This is a genomic window from Natronolimnobius baerhuensis, assembly GCF_002177135.1.
Classification (GTDB): Archaea; Halobacteriota; Halobacteria; order Halobacteriales; family Natrialbaceae; genus Natronolimnobius; species Natronolimnobius baerhuensis.
Map to the genome: position 1 here is coordinate 696,433 of NZ_MWPH01000002.1, position 19,318 is coordinate 715,750.

Genomic DNA, 19,318 nt, shown 5'->3' on the forward strand with positions numbered 1-19,318 from the left:
CGCGCTTGAGGGAGACCCTTAGCGCCTCAATTCAGGGAAGACGACGAGACCGCCGACGACAGCGGACCCTGGCTATAGTATCTTTTACGGTGGTCGGGTACCAGCACAGACGTATGTCCGACAGCAACGGCGACTTTGAGGGCTACGGTGGCCGCTACGTTCCTGAACCGCTCGAGGACGCACTCGAGGAACTCGCGACCGCCTACGACGAGGTGGCGACGACCGAGGCCTTTCAGGACGAGTTTCGCGACCTGCTGGCAGAGTTCGCCGGCCGACAGACACCGCTGTATTACGCGGGCAACCTGAGCGAGCGCTACGGCGCAGACATCTACTTCAAGCGCGAGGACCTGCTCCACGGCGGCGCACACAAGATTAACAACGCACTCGGACAGGCGCTGCTCGCCAAACGCGCCGGCCGCGAGCGGCTGATCGCCGAAACCGGTGCCGGCCAGCACGGCACCGCAACCGCGATGGTCGGCGCACTGCTCGGCCTCGAGACCGAGATCTACATGGGTCGTAAAGACGTCGAGCGCCAGGAGATGAACGCCTTCCGCATGCGACTCATGGGTGCCGAGGTTAACGAGGTGACGCGGGGCAACGAGGGGCTCGCCGACGCCGTCGACGCCGCCTTGGAGGACTTCGCACAGAACGTCGAAGACACCCATTATCTGGTCGGCAGCGTCGTCGGCCCGGACCCGTTCCCGCGGATGGTCCGTGACTTCCAGTCCGTTATCGGCGAGGAAGCCCGCGAGCAGTTCCAGGCCCGAACGGGCGGTCTCCCCGACGCCGCAGTCGCCTGCGTCGGCGGCGGCTCGAACGCCATCGGCCTCTTTCACGCCTTCCGCGACGATGACGTTGCCTTCTACGGCGCGGAGGGCGGCGGCGAAGGCGCGGACTCGAGCAAGCACGCTGCCCCGCTCGCCAAGGGAACTGACGACGTGCTCCACGGCATGAAAACGCGCGTCATCGACGAGGACGTCGACGTCCACTCCGTCTCCGCCGGACTCGACTACCCCGGCGTCGGCCCCGAACACGCCATGTTCCGCGCCGTCGGTCGCTGTGAGTACACCGGCGTCACCGACGAGGAAGCGCTGGCCGCGTTCCGCGAGTTGAGCGAAACGGAGGGGATCATTCCCGCACTCGAGTCGAGCCACGCCGTCGCGCGGGCGATTCAACTCGCCGAAGACGGCGAACACGACACCATCCTCGTGAATCTCTCCGGGCGTGGCGACAAAGACATGGAAACCGCCGCCGGGAAGTTCGATCTCTAAACGAAAGGCAGCGCGAGTTCCCCGCCCTTCCGAAAACCGCAGGTTTTCGGCTTTCGCAAATCTTCGATTTGCGTCAACACCGTGGGCGGGGGTGAAGCGCGTCACTCTGTCGCGTGTTCCGTCTCTTCGATATACCGCTCAACCACTTCCTCCGACACTGCTCCCGTCGTTCCCACGTAGTATCCGACCTTCCAGAATCCGCCGCCCCAGAAATACGACTCCCGAATCTCGGGATACCGCTCCAGCAAGTGCTTCCCTGAATACGACTTGAACTGCCGAGCGATGTCAGCCGGACTGTGCTTCGGGTCACACTGGACGAACAGGTGAACGTGGTCGTCTGCAATCTCCAACGCCAGAATATCGTGACCGAAGTGGTCAGCATTCTTACCAAACAACTCTCGCACATCGTCTTCCACTACATCAAGAACCGGGTGGCGGTACTTGGGACACCATACGAAGTGATACTTGCAGGAACTAACCGAATGCGCGTGACTGCGGTACTCCTCCATCCCTAATCCCTACATTTATGATGAGTTAGAACGATTGTCAAAACATGGGTGAAGAAGCCACGAAGACGATTCAGACGCGCCTTCACATAGCGTCTGGTGAGCGGTCGTGGCTTCACGACGCCCGACTCGCCTCACGCGAGATATTCAACGACACCATCCGCCTAAAACAACAAGGGTACACCCGAACCGAGATACAGAAGGAGGTTGACCGCGACGACTTCTTGCGGAACAACAAGTGTGCGGTCGTCGGCAAAGCCCTCCAAACGTGGGACTCCTACCAATCGCTCAAAGAGTGGTGGGAGAATCAAGATGACCCTGATGGCGGCAAGCCGACGCCGCCGAGTTCGGACAAAACTGGTGCGTATCCGCTCGTGATGGCGCACACGGAAGGCTATCGCCTCACCGTAGACGACGACACGAACCGCGTCCAAGTCCGCATCAGTCCCAAACCCTACAAAAAGGTGAAGGGCCATCTGCGCGGTGAACCGGACGCGATGGACGAACTTCGAGACGCCCTCACGTCGGACGAGGTGGATGTGGGGCAGGCCGAACTCCTGTACCGCGATGGCGTGTACTACCTACACGTCACGGTCACACGCGAGTTCGACGTGCCCGAACCCGACACCGCCGACACGTTGGTTGGCGTGGACATCAACGAGCGCAACGTCGCTCTCACCGCCCTCGACCGCGAGACGATGCGGACGAAGGGCACACTCGTCCTCGACTACGGACGAGTGAAGCAGGAACGTCAACGCTACCACACCATCACCACTCGCTGTCAAGAACACGGCAAGACGAGCATTCACCAGAAACTCGGCGATAAGGAAGAACAGTTTACCGAGTGGGTGTTACATCGACTTTCCCGTGCTGTCGTAGAGTTCGCAGCACGGTTCTCGAACCCGGTTATCGTGTTCGAGGATATGAGCGGTATCCGCGACGAAATCAAGTACGGGACGTATATGAACCGTCGATTGCACAAACTGCCGTTCCACAAGTTCGAGAAGTTCGTCTCGTACAAGGCGACGTGGCGGGAGATTCCCACGGACACGGTGGATGCGTACTACAACTCGAAGACGTGTTCGTGCTGTGGTGAGCGCGGAAGTCGGCAGGGACGGCGGCTCCAGTGTACGAACGACGAGTGTGACGTAGCGCAAGACCACGCCGACCGGAATGCGTCGGTGAACATCGCGTGGCGCGAGAAGGCGAAACTTGACGGTAATACTACGAATTACCGGACTCACAAAACCCAGCCGCAGGTTCGGTTGGTGCGTCTGTCCGGGTCGGGGCGTGTAAGCCGCCCAATCTCATCCCGCTCGCTTGCCGAGCAGGGAGTGCTAGCGCACGGCTGAGGGAATTAGAAAAGCCTCGGGCCACCGCGCCCGAGGTTGTTTACACGCCGGCCGAATCGACCGCAAGGTCGTGCTCAGTCGTCGACGCTAAAGACCTCAATCGTGTTCCCCTCGGAATCGACGAACTGGAACATGCGATAGTCGCCAACCTCGAGGATGTCGTGACCCACGTTCTGTGCGAGCGCCTCGGTCCGCTCGTAGGCAGCGTCGACGTCGTCGACCTCGAAGTTCGGCACGCAGTTGGTTCCGTACTCGGCGTCTTCACCATCGTATGCCGGGTTGTAGAGGCCGAAATCGGTGCCGTCGAACTCGAACATCGAAAATCGCTCTTCTTCCTGCACCGGTTCGGAGTCGAACAGTTCCCGATAGAACTCGAGGGCACGGTCCATGTCTTCGACGGTGACGTACACCGAACTCAACTCCATTCGGAACGCACCTCGTGTCGTCTGGTCATCACTCTCTGTGTTCCCCGGGAGGAAAATGAACATTCGCCGTCGAGTGAAACTGATCTATAGAGTGTGCCAAACGCCGAACGCCACTACAACAGCCCTTGCTCGTCTTGCAACGTTCGATACTGCACCAGATATCGGTCCAGAATCTCCGAGCGGTCGTACTCCGCAAACGTCTCATCGTAGTCCAGTCGCTCGAGGTCACCGGCCTCGACGATTGCATCCGCGAGTTCTGCCTCGCTCGTCGTTCGAAAGCCGCGATCCAAGCCCTCGACGAGTTCGTGCGCGCTCGAGTCGACGTGATACTCGACGATACCGACACAGCCTGAGGCCAGCGCCCAGCACATCTCGGTCGGGAACACGCAGTGTTCGGCTGTCTGTGCAAAGACGTGGGCACCGCGGTAGACCGCGATGCGCTCCTCGCGCGAGCACTCGCCGCGGAAGGTGATGCGATCCCGAATCCGGAGGTCACTCGCGAGTTGTTCGTAGGCCTCGCGTTCGGGACCATCACCGATCACCGTCGCGGTCCAGTCTTTTCGACGCAGTTCTGCGAGGCCGAGAAACAGGCTCTCGAGGTTTGCGCCCTCATCGAGCCGGCGGGCGTAGACGACGTCGACCTCCTCGCCGGGGTCAACCGACCGAATCCGCTCGAGATCGATGGGGTTCGGGACAGTCTCAATCGAGTCACCGCTGAGTCCCTGTTCTCGGATCCAGGTCGCGACGAGTTCCGAGGGAACGTGAAGACGGTCAGCGCGTCCCGCCGCCCAGCGTCGCCAGCGATGCGGGAAAACGCCGCCATCGCCGTACCACTCGAGGACCAGCGGTGTGCGAGCGAGCATCGCACCGACTGCCGCGGGAGCGACCTGCCCCGGAGGGGTGGCGGTAACGTGGATAACGTCTGGCTTTGCTCGAGCGAGTGCAATCGGTAGTCGGAACGCGACGCCGGATCGCGCGTCGGTGCTTTCGGCGATGGCATGGTACGTAATCCCGTCTTGTTCGAACTGCGGATGGTCGCCACCCCAGTGGGGCGCACAGAAGACGTGGACGTCGTGGCCGGCATCGCGAAGGAGTTCACAGATCGTTCGCAGCCGGCGGTTCGTCTCGGTATCACGGTGATGGACCGTTTCGAGCGAGACGAACGCAATGTGCATATACCGCGCCACGCAGGACGAGGATAAAAAATCACTTCTTTCACGCAACTGGCAAACGCCCGCACAGCGACAACCCGGGAATCACGGCCTCGAGGAATTCACGGCCGGATTCCTGCCCTCTCGCAGCGTACTTACTCGAGTGATGGTGGATTAGGACTCGGATTTGTCGTCTGTCTCGGTTGTTTCGGACTTCGTGTCGGTCTTGTCCGCTTCATCGTCGCTGTCTTTCGTGTCGCCGTCTTTCTCGCCTAACTCTGTGGCGTTGTCGTCTCCTTCCTCGTCCGTTGTGTCGTCGTGTTTCTCGTCCTCGTCAGTGACCTTGTCGTCCTTTGTATCAGCGTCTTTATCGTCCTTCTCGCTGACGTTGTCGTCTACTTTGTCGTCCTTTTTGTCGTCGTATTTGTCGTCCTCGTCACTGACGTTGTCAGCTACCGTGTCGTCCTTCGCGTCATCGTATTTGTTATCCTCGTCACTGACGTTGTCGTCTACTTTATCGTCTTTTGTGTCGTCGTATTTGTCGTCCTTCTCGCTGACGTTGTCGTCTACTTTATCGTCTTTTGTGTCATCGTATTTGTCGTCCTTCTCGCTGACATTGTCATCTACTTTATCGTCTTTTGTGTCGTCGTATTTGCCGTCCTTCTCGCTGACGTTGTCGTCTACTTTATCGTCTTTTGTGTCGTCGTATTTGTCGTCCTTCTCGCTGACGTTGTCATCTACCTTGTCGCCTTTTGTGTCATCGTATTTGTCGTCGTCCTTCTCGCTGACGTTGTCATCTACCTTGTCGTCGTATTTGTCGTCCTCGTCAGTGACCTTGTCGTCCTTTGTATCGTCGTATTCATCGTCCTTCTCGCTGACCTTCTCCTCTACCTCGTCATCCTTTTCATCATCGTATGTATCGTTCTTGTCAGTGTCATTATCGTCTTTCGTGTCGTCGTATTTGTCATCCGTGTCACTGACCTTGTCATCTACCGTGTCGTCTTTTGTGTCGGTGTACTCGTCATCTTTCTCGAGGTCGTCAACTGTCTCCGTTGGCGCAGTGGCGTTGACGTCTGCGTCAGCCTTCTCGTCGGTGACCGTCGGTTCGGCATCGTCTTTCTGCGCTTTCTCGTCAGTCTCGAGTGGCTCAGTCTTTTCCTCTGCAGCAACTGCGACGGTGTCATCCGCTTTCTCAGTGTCTGTGTCAGAGACTGCTGGCTTGTGGTCATCATCAGCCACATCACCCTTGGCAGCGTCGTCCTCGCACTCGAGCGTTACCTCGCTTTCGTTGAGTGGGACGTCGTAGTCGTACTCATCAGTGGCTGAGAGGGTGTACGTCCCGTCTGCAAGTCCGAGCAGTGAGATTGTCTCGGTCGCTTCAATCGATGTCGAGAGCGTGGTGACGGTCTCAGTATCCCCGTCTGCAGTCGTCTCGAGTGCGGTTGCAGTCGAGAACTGCGTCTGTTGTGTCTGAGTATCGGCGTCATCGTCTCCGAGTGTGGTGATCTGGATCGACGACTGCTCGAGTTCGTCGGTCCAGTTGAGCGCGACGAAGACTGGTTCGTCATTTGGATTCTCGACAGTGAGGTTGTTCACCTCGTCATCGCAGACAGTAGAGACGAGGAGTTCCTCGTGTTCGTGTTCATTTGCAGCGTCGTGGTCCGGTCCGGCAGCAACTGCTGCGCCCCCGGCAACCGCGACTGTCATCCCAATGGCGACCGCAACCGCCACGGCAAGTATCAATCCCGTTTTCGCTAACGGTACAGCATCGGTACCCCGCGTCGACGTGTGTATTCCCAGGTCTCTCATGGATAGTAACCGCGACCAGTCGTAAGGCGAAGCCACGTCTTTGTTATGGGTGCCAGACACAACGCCTGAAAGCGGGTTTTTCACAATTTCAGAGAGAGTTGCATACACTCGAGAACAGAGTCGAACAAATGACAGTTGCAAGCTGAGATTGTCCAATCTGAAACAGTTACTTCGTCCCACGAGTGGCTGGAAAAGTGCACGACTGCGGTCGGAATGCGCGCTGATATGCTATGAGATACTGCCCGCCCGGTACTGGATCCCGGTGATCGGAGACTGCAACAATCGATATTGTTCATTACTCAATCAGTATCACGGACGGAATAACACAGGAATCGGAGTCATCGCGACAATACCGAACTCGACTGGCCCGCCAGTCTCCAACCAGAGTCAATCGTCGCTTTCGTCATTAAAACTGAATATCTCATCGAAGAACGCCCCGACAGGATCGAAGAAACCACCATCGTTGTCATCCCCGTCTTCGCTGTCGTCAGCGGTTGTTTCGGCTGGATCTTGCTCGTCTGTTGTTTCACCGTTGATCTCGTCGCTGTCGTCGGTTGCAACTGTCTCAGCACTGTCAGTCGCGTCACTGTCGGCTTCAGCGCTTTCAGAACTATTTGCCGTCTCATCAGTTGTTGTCTCTTCGTCATCGTCACTCACTGCCGTTTCAGTATCTGTCTCCGATGACTCAGTCTCAGCCTCGAGTGATGATGCGTTCTCGTCGGTTTCGTTCGACGCTGATGCACTCTCGTTCACTGCGGCCGTTTCGTTCGCGTCCAGTGTCTCGTTTGCCACAGCGCTCTCGTTCGCGGCCTCGGATGCAGAGCTGTTTGCTGAGGCGGACAAGTTCGATTCGTTCAGTTCACTCGAGGCGTTATCCTCGAGTGATTCGTTTTCGAGCAGCGACTCGTTCACTGCGACCGATTCGTTCGAGGCGTTGGCAGCGACAGACTCGTTTTCGAGAACGGTTTCGTTGTCCGCGAGGTCGTCGATGCTCTCGTTTTCGCTCTCATCTACACTTTCGTTATCACTGTCAGTCACGGTATCGTCGGTCTCGCTTGCGTTATCCGGACCCGACTCGAGGACGGTATCGTTCTCGAGCGTCCCGACCGAGTTACCACTGTCGGCGTCAGCGTCACTATCTGGAGATGGTTCGTCGGCGACGAATTCAGAGCCGACGACGGCGACGGTTGTTCCAAACGCAACGAGAACAATCAGAATCGTCACGAGAAGAATACCAACCGGATCGCTGTTGCCGTCGGTTGTCCCACTCATATACGGTGGTACCGACCGGTCACGCTTTGTTAAGCGCAGCAATTGGTCCATTCAGCCCAGTAGTCCGCTTTCGTGGCAGTGATCATGGTTCCGCTCGTGCTGGCTATTTCGAGCTGTACGGTCGGCCTAGTGCCGAAAATGACACACAGCAGTGGTGTTGGTGCGAGGTGGGTCCAGACAGGGGAAATCACCGGTTTGGAGGAGGATTTATGGGTGAAACAATCGAGACACTCATATCTGGGACCTGCCGCCGACTGGCTCGAGGATCTCACCGGAACCCAAACGACTACCGCCTCGAGTCGAGACAGATCCCGTATGAGCTATGACATCGAACGCTATCTCAACATCCGAAGCGCCTACGGCGCGTCGTTCGGTCCCGAGGGCGAGCGGCTGTCGTTTCTGATGGATACGACCGGCACGGGACAGGTCTGGACGCTTAGGGAGCCACAGTCCTGGCCCGAACAGCGAACGTTCTACGAGGAGCGAGTCACGTTCGCCTCGTGGTCGCCGGAGCGACCGGAGCTGATTTTCGGGATGGATGAGGGCGGAAACGAGCGGGCGCAACTGTACCGACTCGACGCTGAAACTGGCGAGATCGAGAATTTGACGGCGATGCCAGACGCGAAACACCGCTGGGGTGGCTGGAGCCACGACGGCGACCGGTTCGCGTTCGCTTCGAACCGGCGCGACGAGTCCGTCTTCGACATCTACGTCCAGAACCGAGACGAGACGGGAGACGAGGCCGAACTCGTCTACGAGGGCGACGGCTGGCTCTCGCTGTCGGGCTGGAGTCCCGACGATTCCCGACTGCTCGTCTCGCAAGCGTACTCCAACTTCGATCAGGATCTCTCCGTCCTCGACCTCGAGGCCGACGAGCCAGACCTCAAGCATCTCACGCCCCACGAGGGCGACGTGCGCTATCAGAGCGCGAGTTGGGCACCCGACGGCGAGGGGATCTACCTCGTGACCGACGAGGGTGCGGCGGATACGTTGTATCTGGCGTATCTCGATCTTGAGGACGAATCGAACCGCGAGACGACCGACCTCGAGACCGTCGTTGATGGAGACGGTCGCGAATCGGACGATTCTCGACGTCGTCGGGCTTCTCCGAAGTCCGACGGAAGTTGGAACGTCGACGGCATCGCGCTGGACGACGAGACTGGCCGGTTCGTCTACTCGCGTAACGTCGAGGGCTACACCGATCTGACGGTCGGCGAGTTCGACGCGGACGATCCGACTGCGTTCGAAACGTTCCCCGAACCGGATCTGCCGGGCGGTATCGCCGGCGGCGTCAGTTTCGACCCGGACGCAGAACGGTTCGCACTCTCGACGAGCGGCGATACGGTCAACACGAACGTCTTCGTCGTCGATGTCGAAACCGGGGAGAGCGAACGGTGGACGAGCGCGCCCACAGCGGGCATTCCGCGGGAGACGTTCGACGAGTCCGACCTCGTCCACGTCGAGAGTTTCGATGAGTTGGCGGTGCCCGGTTTCCTCTCCCTCCCGAGCGAGGACGAGATGAGCGAACCGGCGAGCAACGACGGCGCACCCGTCATCGTCGACATCCACGGCGGCCCAGAAAGCCAGCGCCGACCTTCCTTCTCGAGCGTCAAACAGTACTTCCTCGACCGGGGCTACGCCTACTTCGAGCCGAACGTCCGCGGCTCGGCGGGCTACGGCGCGGGCTACGCCGCACTCGACGACATCGAAAAGCGGATGGACTCGGTTTCGGATATCGACGCCTGCGTCGAGTGGCTACAGGACCACCCCGAAATCGACCCCGACCGGATCATCGCCAAGGGCGGCTCCTACGGCGGCTTCATGGTCCTCGCTGCACTGACCGAGTACCCCGACCGCTGGGCGGCCGGCATCGACATCGTCGGCATCGCGAACTTCGTGACCTTCCTCGAGAACACGGGCGACTGGCGACGGGAGCTACGAGAAGCCGAGTACGGCAGCCTCGCCGAGGACCGCGAGTTCTTAGAAGAGATTTCGCCGACGAACAACATCGAGCACATCGAGGCCCCGCTGTTTGTCCTCCATGGCGAGAACGACCCGCGGGTTCCGGTCGGCGAGGCCGAACAGATCGCCGAAAAGGCCGAACAGCAGGGCGTTCCGGTCCGCAAACTCATCTTCGAGGACGAGGGCCACGGCTTCTCGAAACTCGAGAACCGTATCGAGGCCTACTCGGAGATTGTCGATTTCCTAGACGAACACGTTTAATATAACTCAAATCTATTGTAAACATACTCGGCGAGTGGCTCAACAGAGAATATAGACGGACGGCAAATATTCGCCTCGGTGGATCGGTTCGAGTCCGTACTACCACTATGATCGATCTAACACATCCGCTGGCTAGTATCGCAGTCGCGACGGTGATCGGGTGGCTGATCCTCGTCGTCTTCCTGTGGAGCGTTTACCGATGGCTCGTCGTCTCGGAATCCGATAAGGCGGTCATCAGTGGACGTATCCGCAGCATCTCAGAGACCGTATCGACTGGGTGTCTGTTCGCGGGAGCGGCGTTCGCTGGGTACGTTTCACTCTCGCTTCCGGACGGACTCGGACACGCCGCAGCGTTCGTTGGCGGTTTCGCCGTCGCAGGGACAGTCCTTTCCTCGGCCAACCTCGTCGCCCTCTCCGCTCACGGAATACTCGAGTACACGTGGATCGAGCGGCCGCGAGACGGGGTGAGAGCGATTATCCTCTCCGGGGCCGGAACATACGGCGGGATGGCAGTAGTCGCCGCGATACTGGTCACCGCTCCGATCGCCATACTCGGGCTCGTCGCCGTCGGCATACCGACGCACTACGCGCTCGGGCCGTGGTTGATCGAACAGCGCGCAACAGCGAAGCCGGTTCCACAACACCTCGAGCAGCGATGGCAGCGACTCGCAGTCGATGCCGGCTGCGACGATATTACGTTTCGAATCGTTACTGGGAGTGGCTCGGCGGCCGCCGCAGCGGTCGGCATCGTTCCCGGTCGACGACTGATCTACGTGACCGAAACTCTCACTCAGAAGGTCCCAGACGACGAACTCGAGACGGTCGTTGGCCACGAACTCGGTCACGTTCGCAACCGACATCTCGAGAAAAGAGTGCTCGGTTCGACGATTCTGTGGACCGGTATCGTCGCAGGAATCGTGAGCCTGTTCTCGCCACTTCCCGAAGCGACCTTCTACGTCCTCGTGGGTGCCATCATTGGATACCTGTTCTACAGAAAACGGCTCGTCCAACACGAATACGAGGCTGATGCAGTCGCTGTGGATCTCACGAGTCCCGACGCAGTCACACGCGGGCTCGAACGGATTACGGAACTCGAGGGACGACCGCGAGAGACGAGCAGAGAGTACGATTTTCTCACGAGCCATCCGTCGACTGCCCGGCGAGTCCGCCGCCTCGAGAACGCGTAGCGCTTCGCGTGACGTTCGCTTGGAGAGCTCGATAACGGTCGCGGTTCAGGAGATGACGCCAGTTCTTTTTGCCACGTCTCGAGCCGCCCGTTCGTTCATGCCGTCGCCGAGAATCGTATAGCGGTCGCGAATCTCGTGGCAGGTCGTCAACGCCTCGATGACGGTCTCGTCGTCGATGCCGAGTTCGTCGGCCGTCGTCGGCGCGTCGATACTCGAGAGGGCGTCACGAATGTTCGTCCAGAATCCGTGGTCGCCGCCGTGGAGGTACGCTGTCATGATCGAGCCGACGCCGACCTGGTGGCCGTGCAGCGCCGCGTCGGGTGCAAGCCGGTCGAGTTGGTGCGAAAAGAGGTGTTCGGCTCCGCTGGCCGGACGCGAGGAGTCAGCGATGCTCATCGCGACACCGGAGGACATGAGCGCCTTGGTGACGACCCAGGCCGACTCCTCTAAGCCGGGCCGAATGAGATCGGCGTTATCGACGAGGATTTCGGCAGTCATCTCCGCGAGCGCGGCCGCGTACTCGGAGTACTCGACGTCTTTGAGTCGCTTCGCGAGTCGCCAGTCCATCACCGCGGTGTAGTTCGAGATGATGTCGGCACAGCCCGCAGTGGTCAGCTCCCATGGCGCTTCGGCGAGGATGCCGGTATCAGCGACGACCGCAAGCGGCGGTTCCGCGGCGACGCTGTGGCGGGTATCGCCGTCGGGTACCGAGCCGCGATTGCTCACGATGCCGTCGTGGCTGGCCGCCGTCGGCACCGAGAGAAACCCCATCTCGAGATGGTCGCTAGCCATTTTGGCGATGTCGATAGCTTTGCCGCCGCCGATACCGACCAGATACGAGGCGTCTGCAGCCTCGGCGGTTTCGATGACCTCTTCGACGGCGTCGAAACTCGCGGTGTCGACCGAAACGATAGCCGGTTCGATGCCGGTTGCCTCAAAATCGGCGGCGATTGGATCGGCAGCGACGCGTTTTGGCGTCGGACTGGTGACGAACAGCGGCCGCCCCTGGAGATGAAGATCGTCGACGACCTCGACGACCGACGAGCGGACGCCGTGGCCGACGATAACATTTCGTGGGAGTCGAATCCACGTCGACTTCTCGAACATATCTACCCAGTCACAGGCATCGACCATACGTGTTGTTCCTCGCGTAGGGGAGCGAGTCAGTACACCAGGCCAAACAGCGCCAGTTGCAGCGGGAGCAAGAGCACGATTGTCGCGAGCGAGCACAGAACAAGGGCTTTGATCAGTTCGCCGGCGTCGACGACGCCCTGTGCGAGGATGACGACGAGCACCGCCGACTGATACGGGAAGAAGAACGTGGTCAACGCGATGGCCTCGGTCAGCAACACGGGCTCGAGTGGGAGTCCGGCGGCCTCGGCGTAGGAGATCAGGATGGGCGTAAAGACGCTGGCGACGGCGAGTCCTTCCATCGAAAAGGCAAGCAGGACGGTACAGACAAAGACGAACGCAAGCACGATGGGAAGCGGTGCGTCCATCGGCGCGAGCGCCAGCAGCGACTCGGCTGCAGTGTCCGTGAATCCGGTCGCCGCGAGTCCGTCGCCGATTGCGAACACGGCCGCGATGAAAAACAGGATCGAGAAGTCCGTCTCGGTGCCGACAGTTTCGAAGTCGACGACGCCGATGCCCGGGAGGAACGCGAGCGCGACGACGGCAACCGCGCCGACGACTGGATGGAACCCGTGGACGAAATCGGTCGCCCAGACGAGTGCGCCAACGAGCAAGAACGCGCCCATTCGGCGCTCGGCGCTGCCGGCAGTGTGTGTTCTTCCGTCGAACGCGACGGAATCTCCAGCCGCGTCGCTCGGCGGCCGAAACAGCAAATAAACGATGCCAACGACGAGCAGGACCCGCGTCAGGCCCATGATCGGATACAGTTGCAACGCCCACTCAGCCCAGCCGATTCGATGGTTCCCGAGTGACTGGCCGAACTCCGCGATGATGATGTTCGGCAGATCAGCCGTCAAAATTCCGGACGAACCGTAGAACGAGGCAAAGAGCGGACCGAGAAAGATACCGACACGGGCCTCTCGCGAGTCGAATCGGGATCCGATCTCGAGCAACACGGGGGCGAGAATCAGCACGCGAACGAGCGACGACGGGATAAACAGCGCGAGTGCGTGCGCGCCGAGGGCAAGCCCGAGGAGGAGTCGGCGATACGCCTGCAGCGGCGACGGCTTGGACGCACTCGAGAGCGTCGCGGCTGCGAGTCGGTGGCCCGCCCAGATCGCCAGCCCGCTTCGTCGCGTGGCCTCACCCATCAACAGGCCGAAGCCGATGAGCCACGTCGCCGGCTGCTGAAAGCCGGTTAGTGCAGCTGCCGGCGAGAACACGATTGCGAGCAGCCCGATGCCGAGGACGCCGGTGTAGGCCGGCGGAATCGGCGTCAGAATCCAGAGTCCGATACAGAACACCGTGATCGCGAGCATCGATGCCGTCTCGAGCGAGCCGGTCGCCGACTCGAGGGCGAGGCCGGTTACGAGCGCAGTCACCACCGAGAGAGGAAACGCGACGACTGGAGCTTGAATACGCTCGAGGTGTCGTCGGTATCCCATTCGTGTGTCACTCTCGAGTGGATGGGTAAATCGGTCCCGACTCCGACCACAGTGATGTGGCAAAACGGGTATGCGCGACGGAAACCGGGTCTGGTCAGTCCGAGGTGCTCGCAGCGTCCGGGCGGTAGCCCTGACTGATCTTCTTCCACTTGTTCGTTCGGAATCGCCAGTAGTTGATGATCGCTGGAACGGACGTTTCAGCGACGAACGCGAGGTACAGCCCCCAGTAGCCAAGACTCGTCGTCGCGCCGAGGAACGCAAGCGGGATCGCCACGAAGAACATCCCGATCACCTGACTGATGAACGGAATCCGCGTATCGCCACTGGCGTCTAACGGCCCTGCAGCAGCGCCGGAGACGCCCTGGAACAGCGTCGCGAAACAGGCGGCATAGACGAGGCTTACAGCGATTGGGATCACCGGCCCCGTTGGATCTTCGGCGAACAGCACGACGATCTGTTCGGCGAAGATGGCGATGAGAACCGCAGAGACAGCGTACGTTGCAACGGCGAAGCGGATGATATCGCGACCGTAGGCCTCTGCGACACCCTCGTTGTTCTGCCCAAGTGACTGACCGACCAGACTCGAGGAGGCGAGTCCGAAGCCCCAGCCGGGCGTGTTCATCAGTCCCCAGATGCGCCGGGCAATGATGAACGCGGCGAGTGTCGTCTCGCCGAAGGAGCCAACGACCCAGAGCATCGGGAACTCGGCAACGGTCCAAACCAGGTTTCGCGCGCCGATTGGAGTACCGATGCTCACGATGTCGGCGATCATGTCGGAATCGACGTACGTGCCGAACGGATCGATCTGGACCGGAAATTCGCCGATTCCGACAACCCGGCCACGGACGATTCCGAGGGCGAACACGGATGCGACGGCGAGGTTCGAGAGGACAGTGCCGAGCGCCGCGCCAGCGACATCCAGGTTGAGGCCGAAGATGAACACAGCGTTGAGTCCGATGTTCATCACGGCACCGCCGGCACGTACCTGCATCGCCGTGTAGGCGTCGTCAGCACCGACGAGCGTTCGGCTCCCGACGAGATTCAGCGCCGCGAACGGAATGCCGAGTGAAACGACCTGCAGGTACGTCGCGCCATGGTTGATCACCTGCGTCTCGTTGGTAAGTAACGAGATGAGTTCAACGGAGTACACCCAGAAAACGGCCGTCACCGGCAGTGTGAGGGCAATAGCGAACAGCGTGCTCGAGCGAACGGCTCGGCCGAGTTCCTCGTGAGCGCCGGCACCGAAGCGCTGTGAGACGAGGGCGATTGTCCCGCCAGCGACGCCGCCGCCAAGGGCGAACGCGAGCCCCCAGTAGGGGCCAGCGAGACCGACGCCCGCGATTGCCGATGAGCCGACGGCGACGCCAACCATCGCGACGTCGACGGCGTTTTTCGACATTCGTGCGATGCCGGTCACGATGCGGGGCCACGCGAGGTCCGTGGTCTCGATTGCACGGTCGCGGTCGATGAGACCGACCCGTGCGAGTAGGAGTCCGATCCAGAGTATTGTCAGTCGAAGGGGGTTTGGATACCGAGACACGTCGAAGTACGCGGGCACTTTCGATGCGACAACTATGGGTGTTCGTTACCCGGCAAGGAATTCCGTTACGTTTCGAAACAGTGCTCGTATTCGCTGGACGAACGTGAACATCTGTCACGACCACGAGTGTCTCATTCAGGAGTACTAGATATATTTGTCTGCCAGCCATATGCCAGCACAGATGACCGACCCAACACGCTACGAGGGAGTTGTCGACAACGGAACGCTCTATCTCGTCGAGGACAACCACCAGATCGAAATCGGACAGATGGATGCTGTTGTCGACCTTATCGGCGGGGAAACCTACACCCTCGAGTACGACGAGAAACAAAGTGCGGCCGCCTGGCTGTCGACGGACGACGACAACACGATCACCCTCGATGTCCGCGAAGAATTAGTCGACTGGGTCTACACCGAAGACCTGATTCAAAACATTACGGACACCTCACTCGAGCAAACCGGCGATAGCGGCCACCCAATTCGAACCGAAGTGTTTGCAGATATGGTCACCTCAATCTGGGACTCGAAAGGCAATCTCGAGGCCTGAACGACTGACCGGTGGTCTCTACTGGTTTCTACGCCCTACTTATCGAAACCCTGTCACTCGTTTGTCCAGTGCTGTAAAACACCTGACTCGAGACGTACATCTCGAGACGTCAACCGAGAGTGACGACTGTCATTCAGCCTGTTCTCTTCTGAGAAGAAAATACCAGAACAAAAAGTGATCTCTGGACGAGCCCGTTTCAATACAGGTCAGTGAAGTAATAGACTCAATTTCGAATTTGGATCCTCGGCAGAGAAAAGAGCCTGCGAACAATTATTGGTCATCTTATTCAACAAACTCAGTTCTTGGGAGGAATTCAATCAGATACTCGAGTACTCTCTGTTGAATATCTGTGCTATAACGCTACAGTAAGACGTGCCTAGAGGTCGACGCGTTCGTCGCGGTCGGCTGCCTCGTGAATCCCCTTGATCGTTCGCAGGTCTGCAAGGCCGTGGCGGCCGTCGGGGAGGATTTCCCCATCGTTCAGCACGCGGTCTGCAAAGTAGTCGAACTCTTCGCGCATCTCCTCGACTGCAGTGTACTCGACGTCTTCAATCGTAGTACGGAGACTACCACTCGAGAGGGACAACGTCGCCTCACCGTGGAACGCCGGCGAGAGTTCGATAGTTCCCTCGGTACCGATGATCTTGAGTTGGGTATCTTTCTGGGCGTGCTGGCTCGTCGTACAGACGAGTGGCAGGTCACCCTCGAGCGTGAGCGTCACCGTCGCGTACTGGTCCGGCACGTCATCGAACGCCTCGTCCGGCGAGGACATTCGCGCTTCCGCGGCGATTGGGTCGCGCTCGAGGAGGAAGCGAGCCGTGTTGATCGGGTAGATACCCAGATCCATCACGGAGGTCCCGTAGCCGGTCACATCGCTATCGAGACGCCACTGGTCAGGATCAGGGATCATCTCAAGAATCGGCTGGGTGTTGTTGCCGTAGACGTGGGTTGGCTCGCCGATGAAGCCGTCCTCGATGAGTTCCTTTGCGCGCCGGACGGCGGGTTCGGTGTGCATCCGGTAGGCCGTCATCAGTGGAATGTCGGCGTCTTCGGCCGCCTCGACTAACTGCTCGGCGCGTTCGACAGTCGCCTCGAGTGGCTTCTCACAGAGGACCGCCTTCTCGAGGTCGGCGGCTGTCTCGACGTAGTCGAGATGGTAGGCGTTTGGCGTGCCGATGTAGACGGCATCGTACTCCTCAACGGCCGCACCGTCGTGGAACTCGTCGTAGGTAATTCCAGATTCGACGTTGTTCTCGTCGGCAAGTCGTTCGGCTTTTTCAGTCGAGGAACTGACCAGTACTGTCGTCTCACAGTAGTCTGATTGCTCGATTGCAGGAACGACGACGTCCATCGTCCACCAGCCAAGTCCAACCAGCGCGAAGCGAACAGTGCCATCGGTTTCGTCTGTCTCCCAGTCACGTTCTGTAAACCGCGATATCAGCGGGCGAGTGTCCATACGAATGATTACTGAGGGACGTAAATAAAATTGTTCGGTCACCGTCGACGACTGTCTCGGAGACTGCTCGAAACGCGGTGTCCGTTTGCAACCACTGGACACTGTCCAGTGCAGAACCCAATTTTGTCATAGAGAAAAGGGCTAGTTTAGATAAGAATCGAATGTCCGCCAAAGCGAGGAGTACCGGCGCGAGGGGGCCGTTCGGCGAAGACAGTTGTACGCGTGTAAAACATCGTGTGGCGATTCAGGTGAACGATTCGATTACTTTCACAGGTCTGTGTAGAATGTACCCGTTAGACACTCGAGACACCACATTTTGAGGATCAATACGTGTGATAGAACGACTTTCGAGAACGGTCAACAAAACGAACAGCGAGAGATGTAGCAGTACTCCGTTCGTAGTTTGTGATACAGACTGCAATTCTCTATCAGAGAACAAAATTCTGGAAAGTAGAAGTGGATTTGGTACGTATTTCCGTTCGCTTACTCACGGACTCTCTATCATACGAACTGCTGTCTCGCAGACGAACAGTGGACGTGTTCTCGAGTAGTGACCAGAAAACCGCAATAAGAGAGGTTCGATACGGTTAGCGCCGGTAAATAACGCAAATCGCTGATGTTCGAATCCGACGAAGCGTAACAACGTGGAGCTTCGTCGAACAACACGGAGCAAAGCTCCGTGAGTTTGACGTCGGCTTACGCCTCGTCAAACACCGCGAATCTTCGATTCGCGAGTCCGACGAGACTTCACTACGTTACGCCTCGTCGAACAACGTCTCGCCTTCAACCATGTGCTCTTCGACAGCGTCGAAGTCGAGCGTCAGGCCGAGACCTGGTTCTTCGGGCACTTCCATGCCACCGTTCTCGATGAGGTTGTCCTCCTCGACGAGGTCTTCCCACCAGCCCAGCTGGTAGCTGTGGTACTCAACAGCGAGCGAGTTCGGAATTGAAACAGCGGCCTGTGCGGAGGCCATGGTGCCGATTGGCGAGGAAACGTTGTGCATCGCGACCGGGATGTAGTACAGATCTGCGAGGTTCGCGATCTTGACGGTCTCGCGCATCCCACCGACGCGGGGCAGGTCGGGCGCGATGATGTCAACGGCCTGGTTCTCGAGCAGGCGGCGCTGACCGTGGGTTCGGTAGACGTTCTCACCGGTTGCAATCGGCGTCGTGGTGTGCTGGGTAACCTCCTGCTGGACGTCGTGGTTCTCTGGCGGGACAGGGTCCTCGAGCCACCAGACGTCGTACTCTTCGAGTGCGTCGGCAAGGCGGTGGGCGCTGCCGGAGCTGAAGGCCCAGTGGCAGTCAAATGCGACGTCGGCGCGGTCGCCGACACGTTCCGTGACTTCCTTGACGATCTGGACCTTGTGGTCGATCTCGGGGCCGCGGAGGTGGCGGTTTGCGCGGTCTTTCTCGTGGCCCGATGGGACGTCGAGGTCGAACTTGATGGCGTCGTAGCCGAGGTCTTCGACGACGCGTTCACCTTCGTCGGCACAGGCGGTTGGGTTGGCTTCGTCTTCGGTGTGCAGGTCACAGTAGATCCGGGCCTCGTCGCGGTACTTGCCACCAAGGAGCTGGTAGGCAGGCACGTCGAGGATCTTTCCGGCGATGTCGTGAAGCGCAATCTCGATGCCCGAAATTGCGGAGATCGTCTTGCCCGAAATGGAGCCTTCACCGGACATCTTCTGGATCATGTGCTCGTAGAGCCGGTCGATGTCAAGTGGGTTTTCGCCAATGATGAATGGCGCCATCCGCTGCATGATTGCGTCGTCACCGCCGCCCCAGTAACACTCACCGTTGCCGACGATACCGGCGTCGGTGTAGACGCGCACGAGGATCCACGGGTAGTTCCCGTCGACCATCGTCGTCTGGACATCCGTGATTTTGACGTCGCGTGGCCCTCGGTCGGCGGTGAGGTCCATCGACTCCCCGGAGAGGTCCCGCATCGTATACTCTGCGTTCGGATCGTGAAGTTTCCGATAGTTCGGCATACGGTACATGCA

15 protein-coding genes are annotated in these 19,318 nt (G+C 59.2%); 5 read left to right on the forward strand and 10 right to left on the reverse strand.

The genetic code is table 11. The features are described 5' to 3' along the window. Positions 1 to 113: 113 nt before the first annotated feature. Positions 114 to 1,271 (forward strand): tryptophan synthase subunit beta, encoded by a 1,158-nt coding sequence (gene trpB, locus B2G88_RS09775; RefSeq protein ID WP_087714660.1) that lies wholly within the window; start codon positions 114 to 116, stop codon positions 1,269 to 1,271. 101 nt (positions 1,272 to 1,372) lie between these two features. Here the strand turns inward: trpB and tnpA are convergent, their stop codons facing one another. After that, the gene (tnpA, locus tag B2G88_RS09780) at positions 1,373 to 1,780 is read right to left on the reverse strand and encodes an IS200/IS605 family transposase (RefSeq protein ID WP_054863157.1); all 408 of its coding nucleotides are present in this window, start codon (positions 1,778 to 1,780) and stop codon (positions 1,373 to 1,375) included. Positions 1,781 to 1,824: 44 nt separating this feature from the next. Here tnpA and B2G88_RS09785 point away from each other — a divergent pair, with 44 nt between their 5' ends. Beyond that, complete coding sequence (locus B2G88_RS09785) at positions 1,825 to 3,129, forward strand: RNA-guided endonuclease TnpB family protein (protein WP_087714661.1); 1,305 nt, start codon at positions 1,825 to 1,827, stop codon at positions 3,127 to 3,129. A 74-nt stretch (positions 3,130 to 3,203) separates the two neighbouring features. Here B2G88_RS09785 and B2G88_RS09790 read toward each other — a convergent pair whose 3' ends face one another. From B2G88_RS09790 to B2G88_RS09805, 4 genes are all read right to left on the reverse strand, one after another. Then, the gene (locus tag B2G88_RS09790; protein ID WP_054863159.1) at positions 3,204 to 3,554 is read right to left on the reverse strand and encodes a VOC family protein; all 351 of its coding nucleotides are present in this window, start codon (positions 3,552 to 3,554) and stop codon (positions 3,204 to 3,206) included. Between the two features lie 113 nt (positions 3,555 to 3,667). Beyond that, positions 3,668 to 4,729, reverse strand: a complete 1,062-nt coding sequence (locus B2G88_RS09795) for a glycosyltransferase (protein ID WP_087714662.1) — start codon at positions 4,727 to 4,729, stop codon at positions 3,668 to 3,670. Between the two features lie 150 nt (positions 4,730 to 4,879). After that, positions 4,880 to 6,436 carry a hypothetical protein gene (locus tag B2G88_RS09800; RefSeq protein WP_140408833.1) on the reverse strand — a complete coding sequence of 519 codons (1,557 nt, stop codon included), beginning with the start codon at positions 6,434 to 6,436 and terminating at the stop codon, positions 4,880 to 4,882. 465 nt (positions 6,437 to 6,901) lie between these two features. Beyond that, positions 6,902 to 7,786 (reverse strand): prolipoprotein diacylglyceryl transferase, encoded by an 885-nt coding sequence (locus tag B2G88_RS09805; RefSeq protein WP_054862925.1) that lies wholly within the window; start codon positions 7,784 to 7,786, stop codon positions 6,902 to 6,904. 315 nt (positions 7,787 to 8,101) lie between these two features. Between B2G88_RS09805 and B2G88_RS09810 the strand changes: the two genes are divergently transcribed. Both B2G88_RS09810 and B2G88_RS09815 read left to right on the forward strand, forming a co-directional pair. Continuing rightward, the gene (locus B2G88_RS09810; protein ID WP_087714664.1) at positions 8,102 to 10,009 is read left to right on the forward strand and encodes a S9 family peptidase; all 1,908 of its coding nucleotides are present in this window, start codon (positions 8,102 to 8,104) and stop codon (positions 10,007 to 10,009) included. Between the two features lie 107 nt (positions 10,010 to 10,116). Then, complete coding sequence (locus B2G88_RS09815; protein ID WP_054862926.1) at positions 10,117 to 11,196, forward strand: M48 family metallopeptidase; 1,080 nt, start codon at positions 10,117 to 10,119, stop codon at positions 11,194 to 11,196. 45 nt (positions 11,197 to 11,241) lie between these two features. On the opposite strand, the gene B2G88_RS09820 is transcribed toward B2G88_RS09815, so the two are convergent. The 3 genes from B2G88_RS09820 to B2G88_RS09830 form a co-directional block, all read right to left on the reverse strand. After that, positions 11,242 to 12,303, reverse strand: coding sequence for an NAD(P)-dependent glycerol-1-phosphate dehydrogenase (locus tag B2G88_RS09820; protein ID WP_087714953.1), 1,062 nt, complete (start codon positions 12,301 to 12,303; stop codon positions 11,242 to 11,244). A gap of 56 nt (positions 12,304 to 12,359) precedes the next feature. Continuing rightward, the gene (locus B2G88_RS09825; protein ID WP_087714665.1) at positions 12,360 to 13,772 is read right to left on the reverse strand and encodes an SLC13 family permease; all 1,413 of its coding nucleotides are present in this window, start codon (positions 13,770 to 13,772) and stop codon (positions 12,360 to 12,362) included. A gap of 94 nt (positions 13,773 to 13,866) precedes the next feature. Next, the gene (locus B2G88_RS09830; protein ID WP_054862947.1) at positions 13,867 to 15,312 is read right to left on the reverse strand and encodes an MATE family efflux transporter; all 1,446 of its coding nucleotides are present in this window, start codon (positions 15,310 to 15,312) and stop codon (positions 13,867 to 13,869) included. Positions 15,313 to 15,493: 181 nt separating this feature from the next. On the opposite strand from B2G88_RS09830, the gene B2G88_RS09835 reads away from it, so the two are divergent. Then, positions 15,494 to 15,859 (forward strand): hypothetical protein, encoded by a 366-nt coding sequence (locus B2G88_RS09835; protein ID WP_054862948.1) that lies wholly within the window; start codon positions 15,494 to 15,496, stop codon positions 15,857 to 15,859. Between the two features lie 376 nt (positions 15,860 to 16,235). On the opposite strand, the gene gfo6 is transcribed toward B2G88_RS09835, so the two are convergent. Both gfo6 and B2G88_RS09845 read right to left on the reverse strand, forming a co-directional pair. Next, a complete protein-coding gene (gfo6, locus tag B2G88_RS09840; RefSeq protein WP_087714666.1) occupies positions 16,236 to 17,315 on the reverse strand; it encodes a D-xylose 1-dehydrogenase Gfo6 in 1,080 nt (359 codons plus the stop codon). Between the two features lie 755 nt (positions 17,316 to 18,070). Continuing rightward, a complete protein-coding gene (locus B2G88_RS09845; protein ID WP_087714667.1) occupies positions 18,071 to 19,306 on the reverse strand; it encodes a mandelate racemase/muconate lactonizing enzyme family protein in 1,236 nt (411 codons plus the stop codon). Between the last annotated feature and the right edge of the window lie 12 nt (positions 19,307 to 19,318).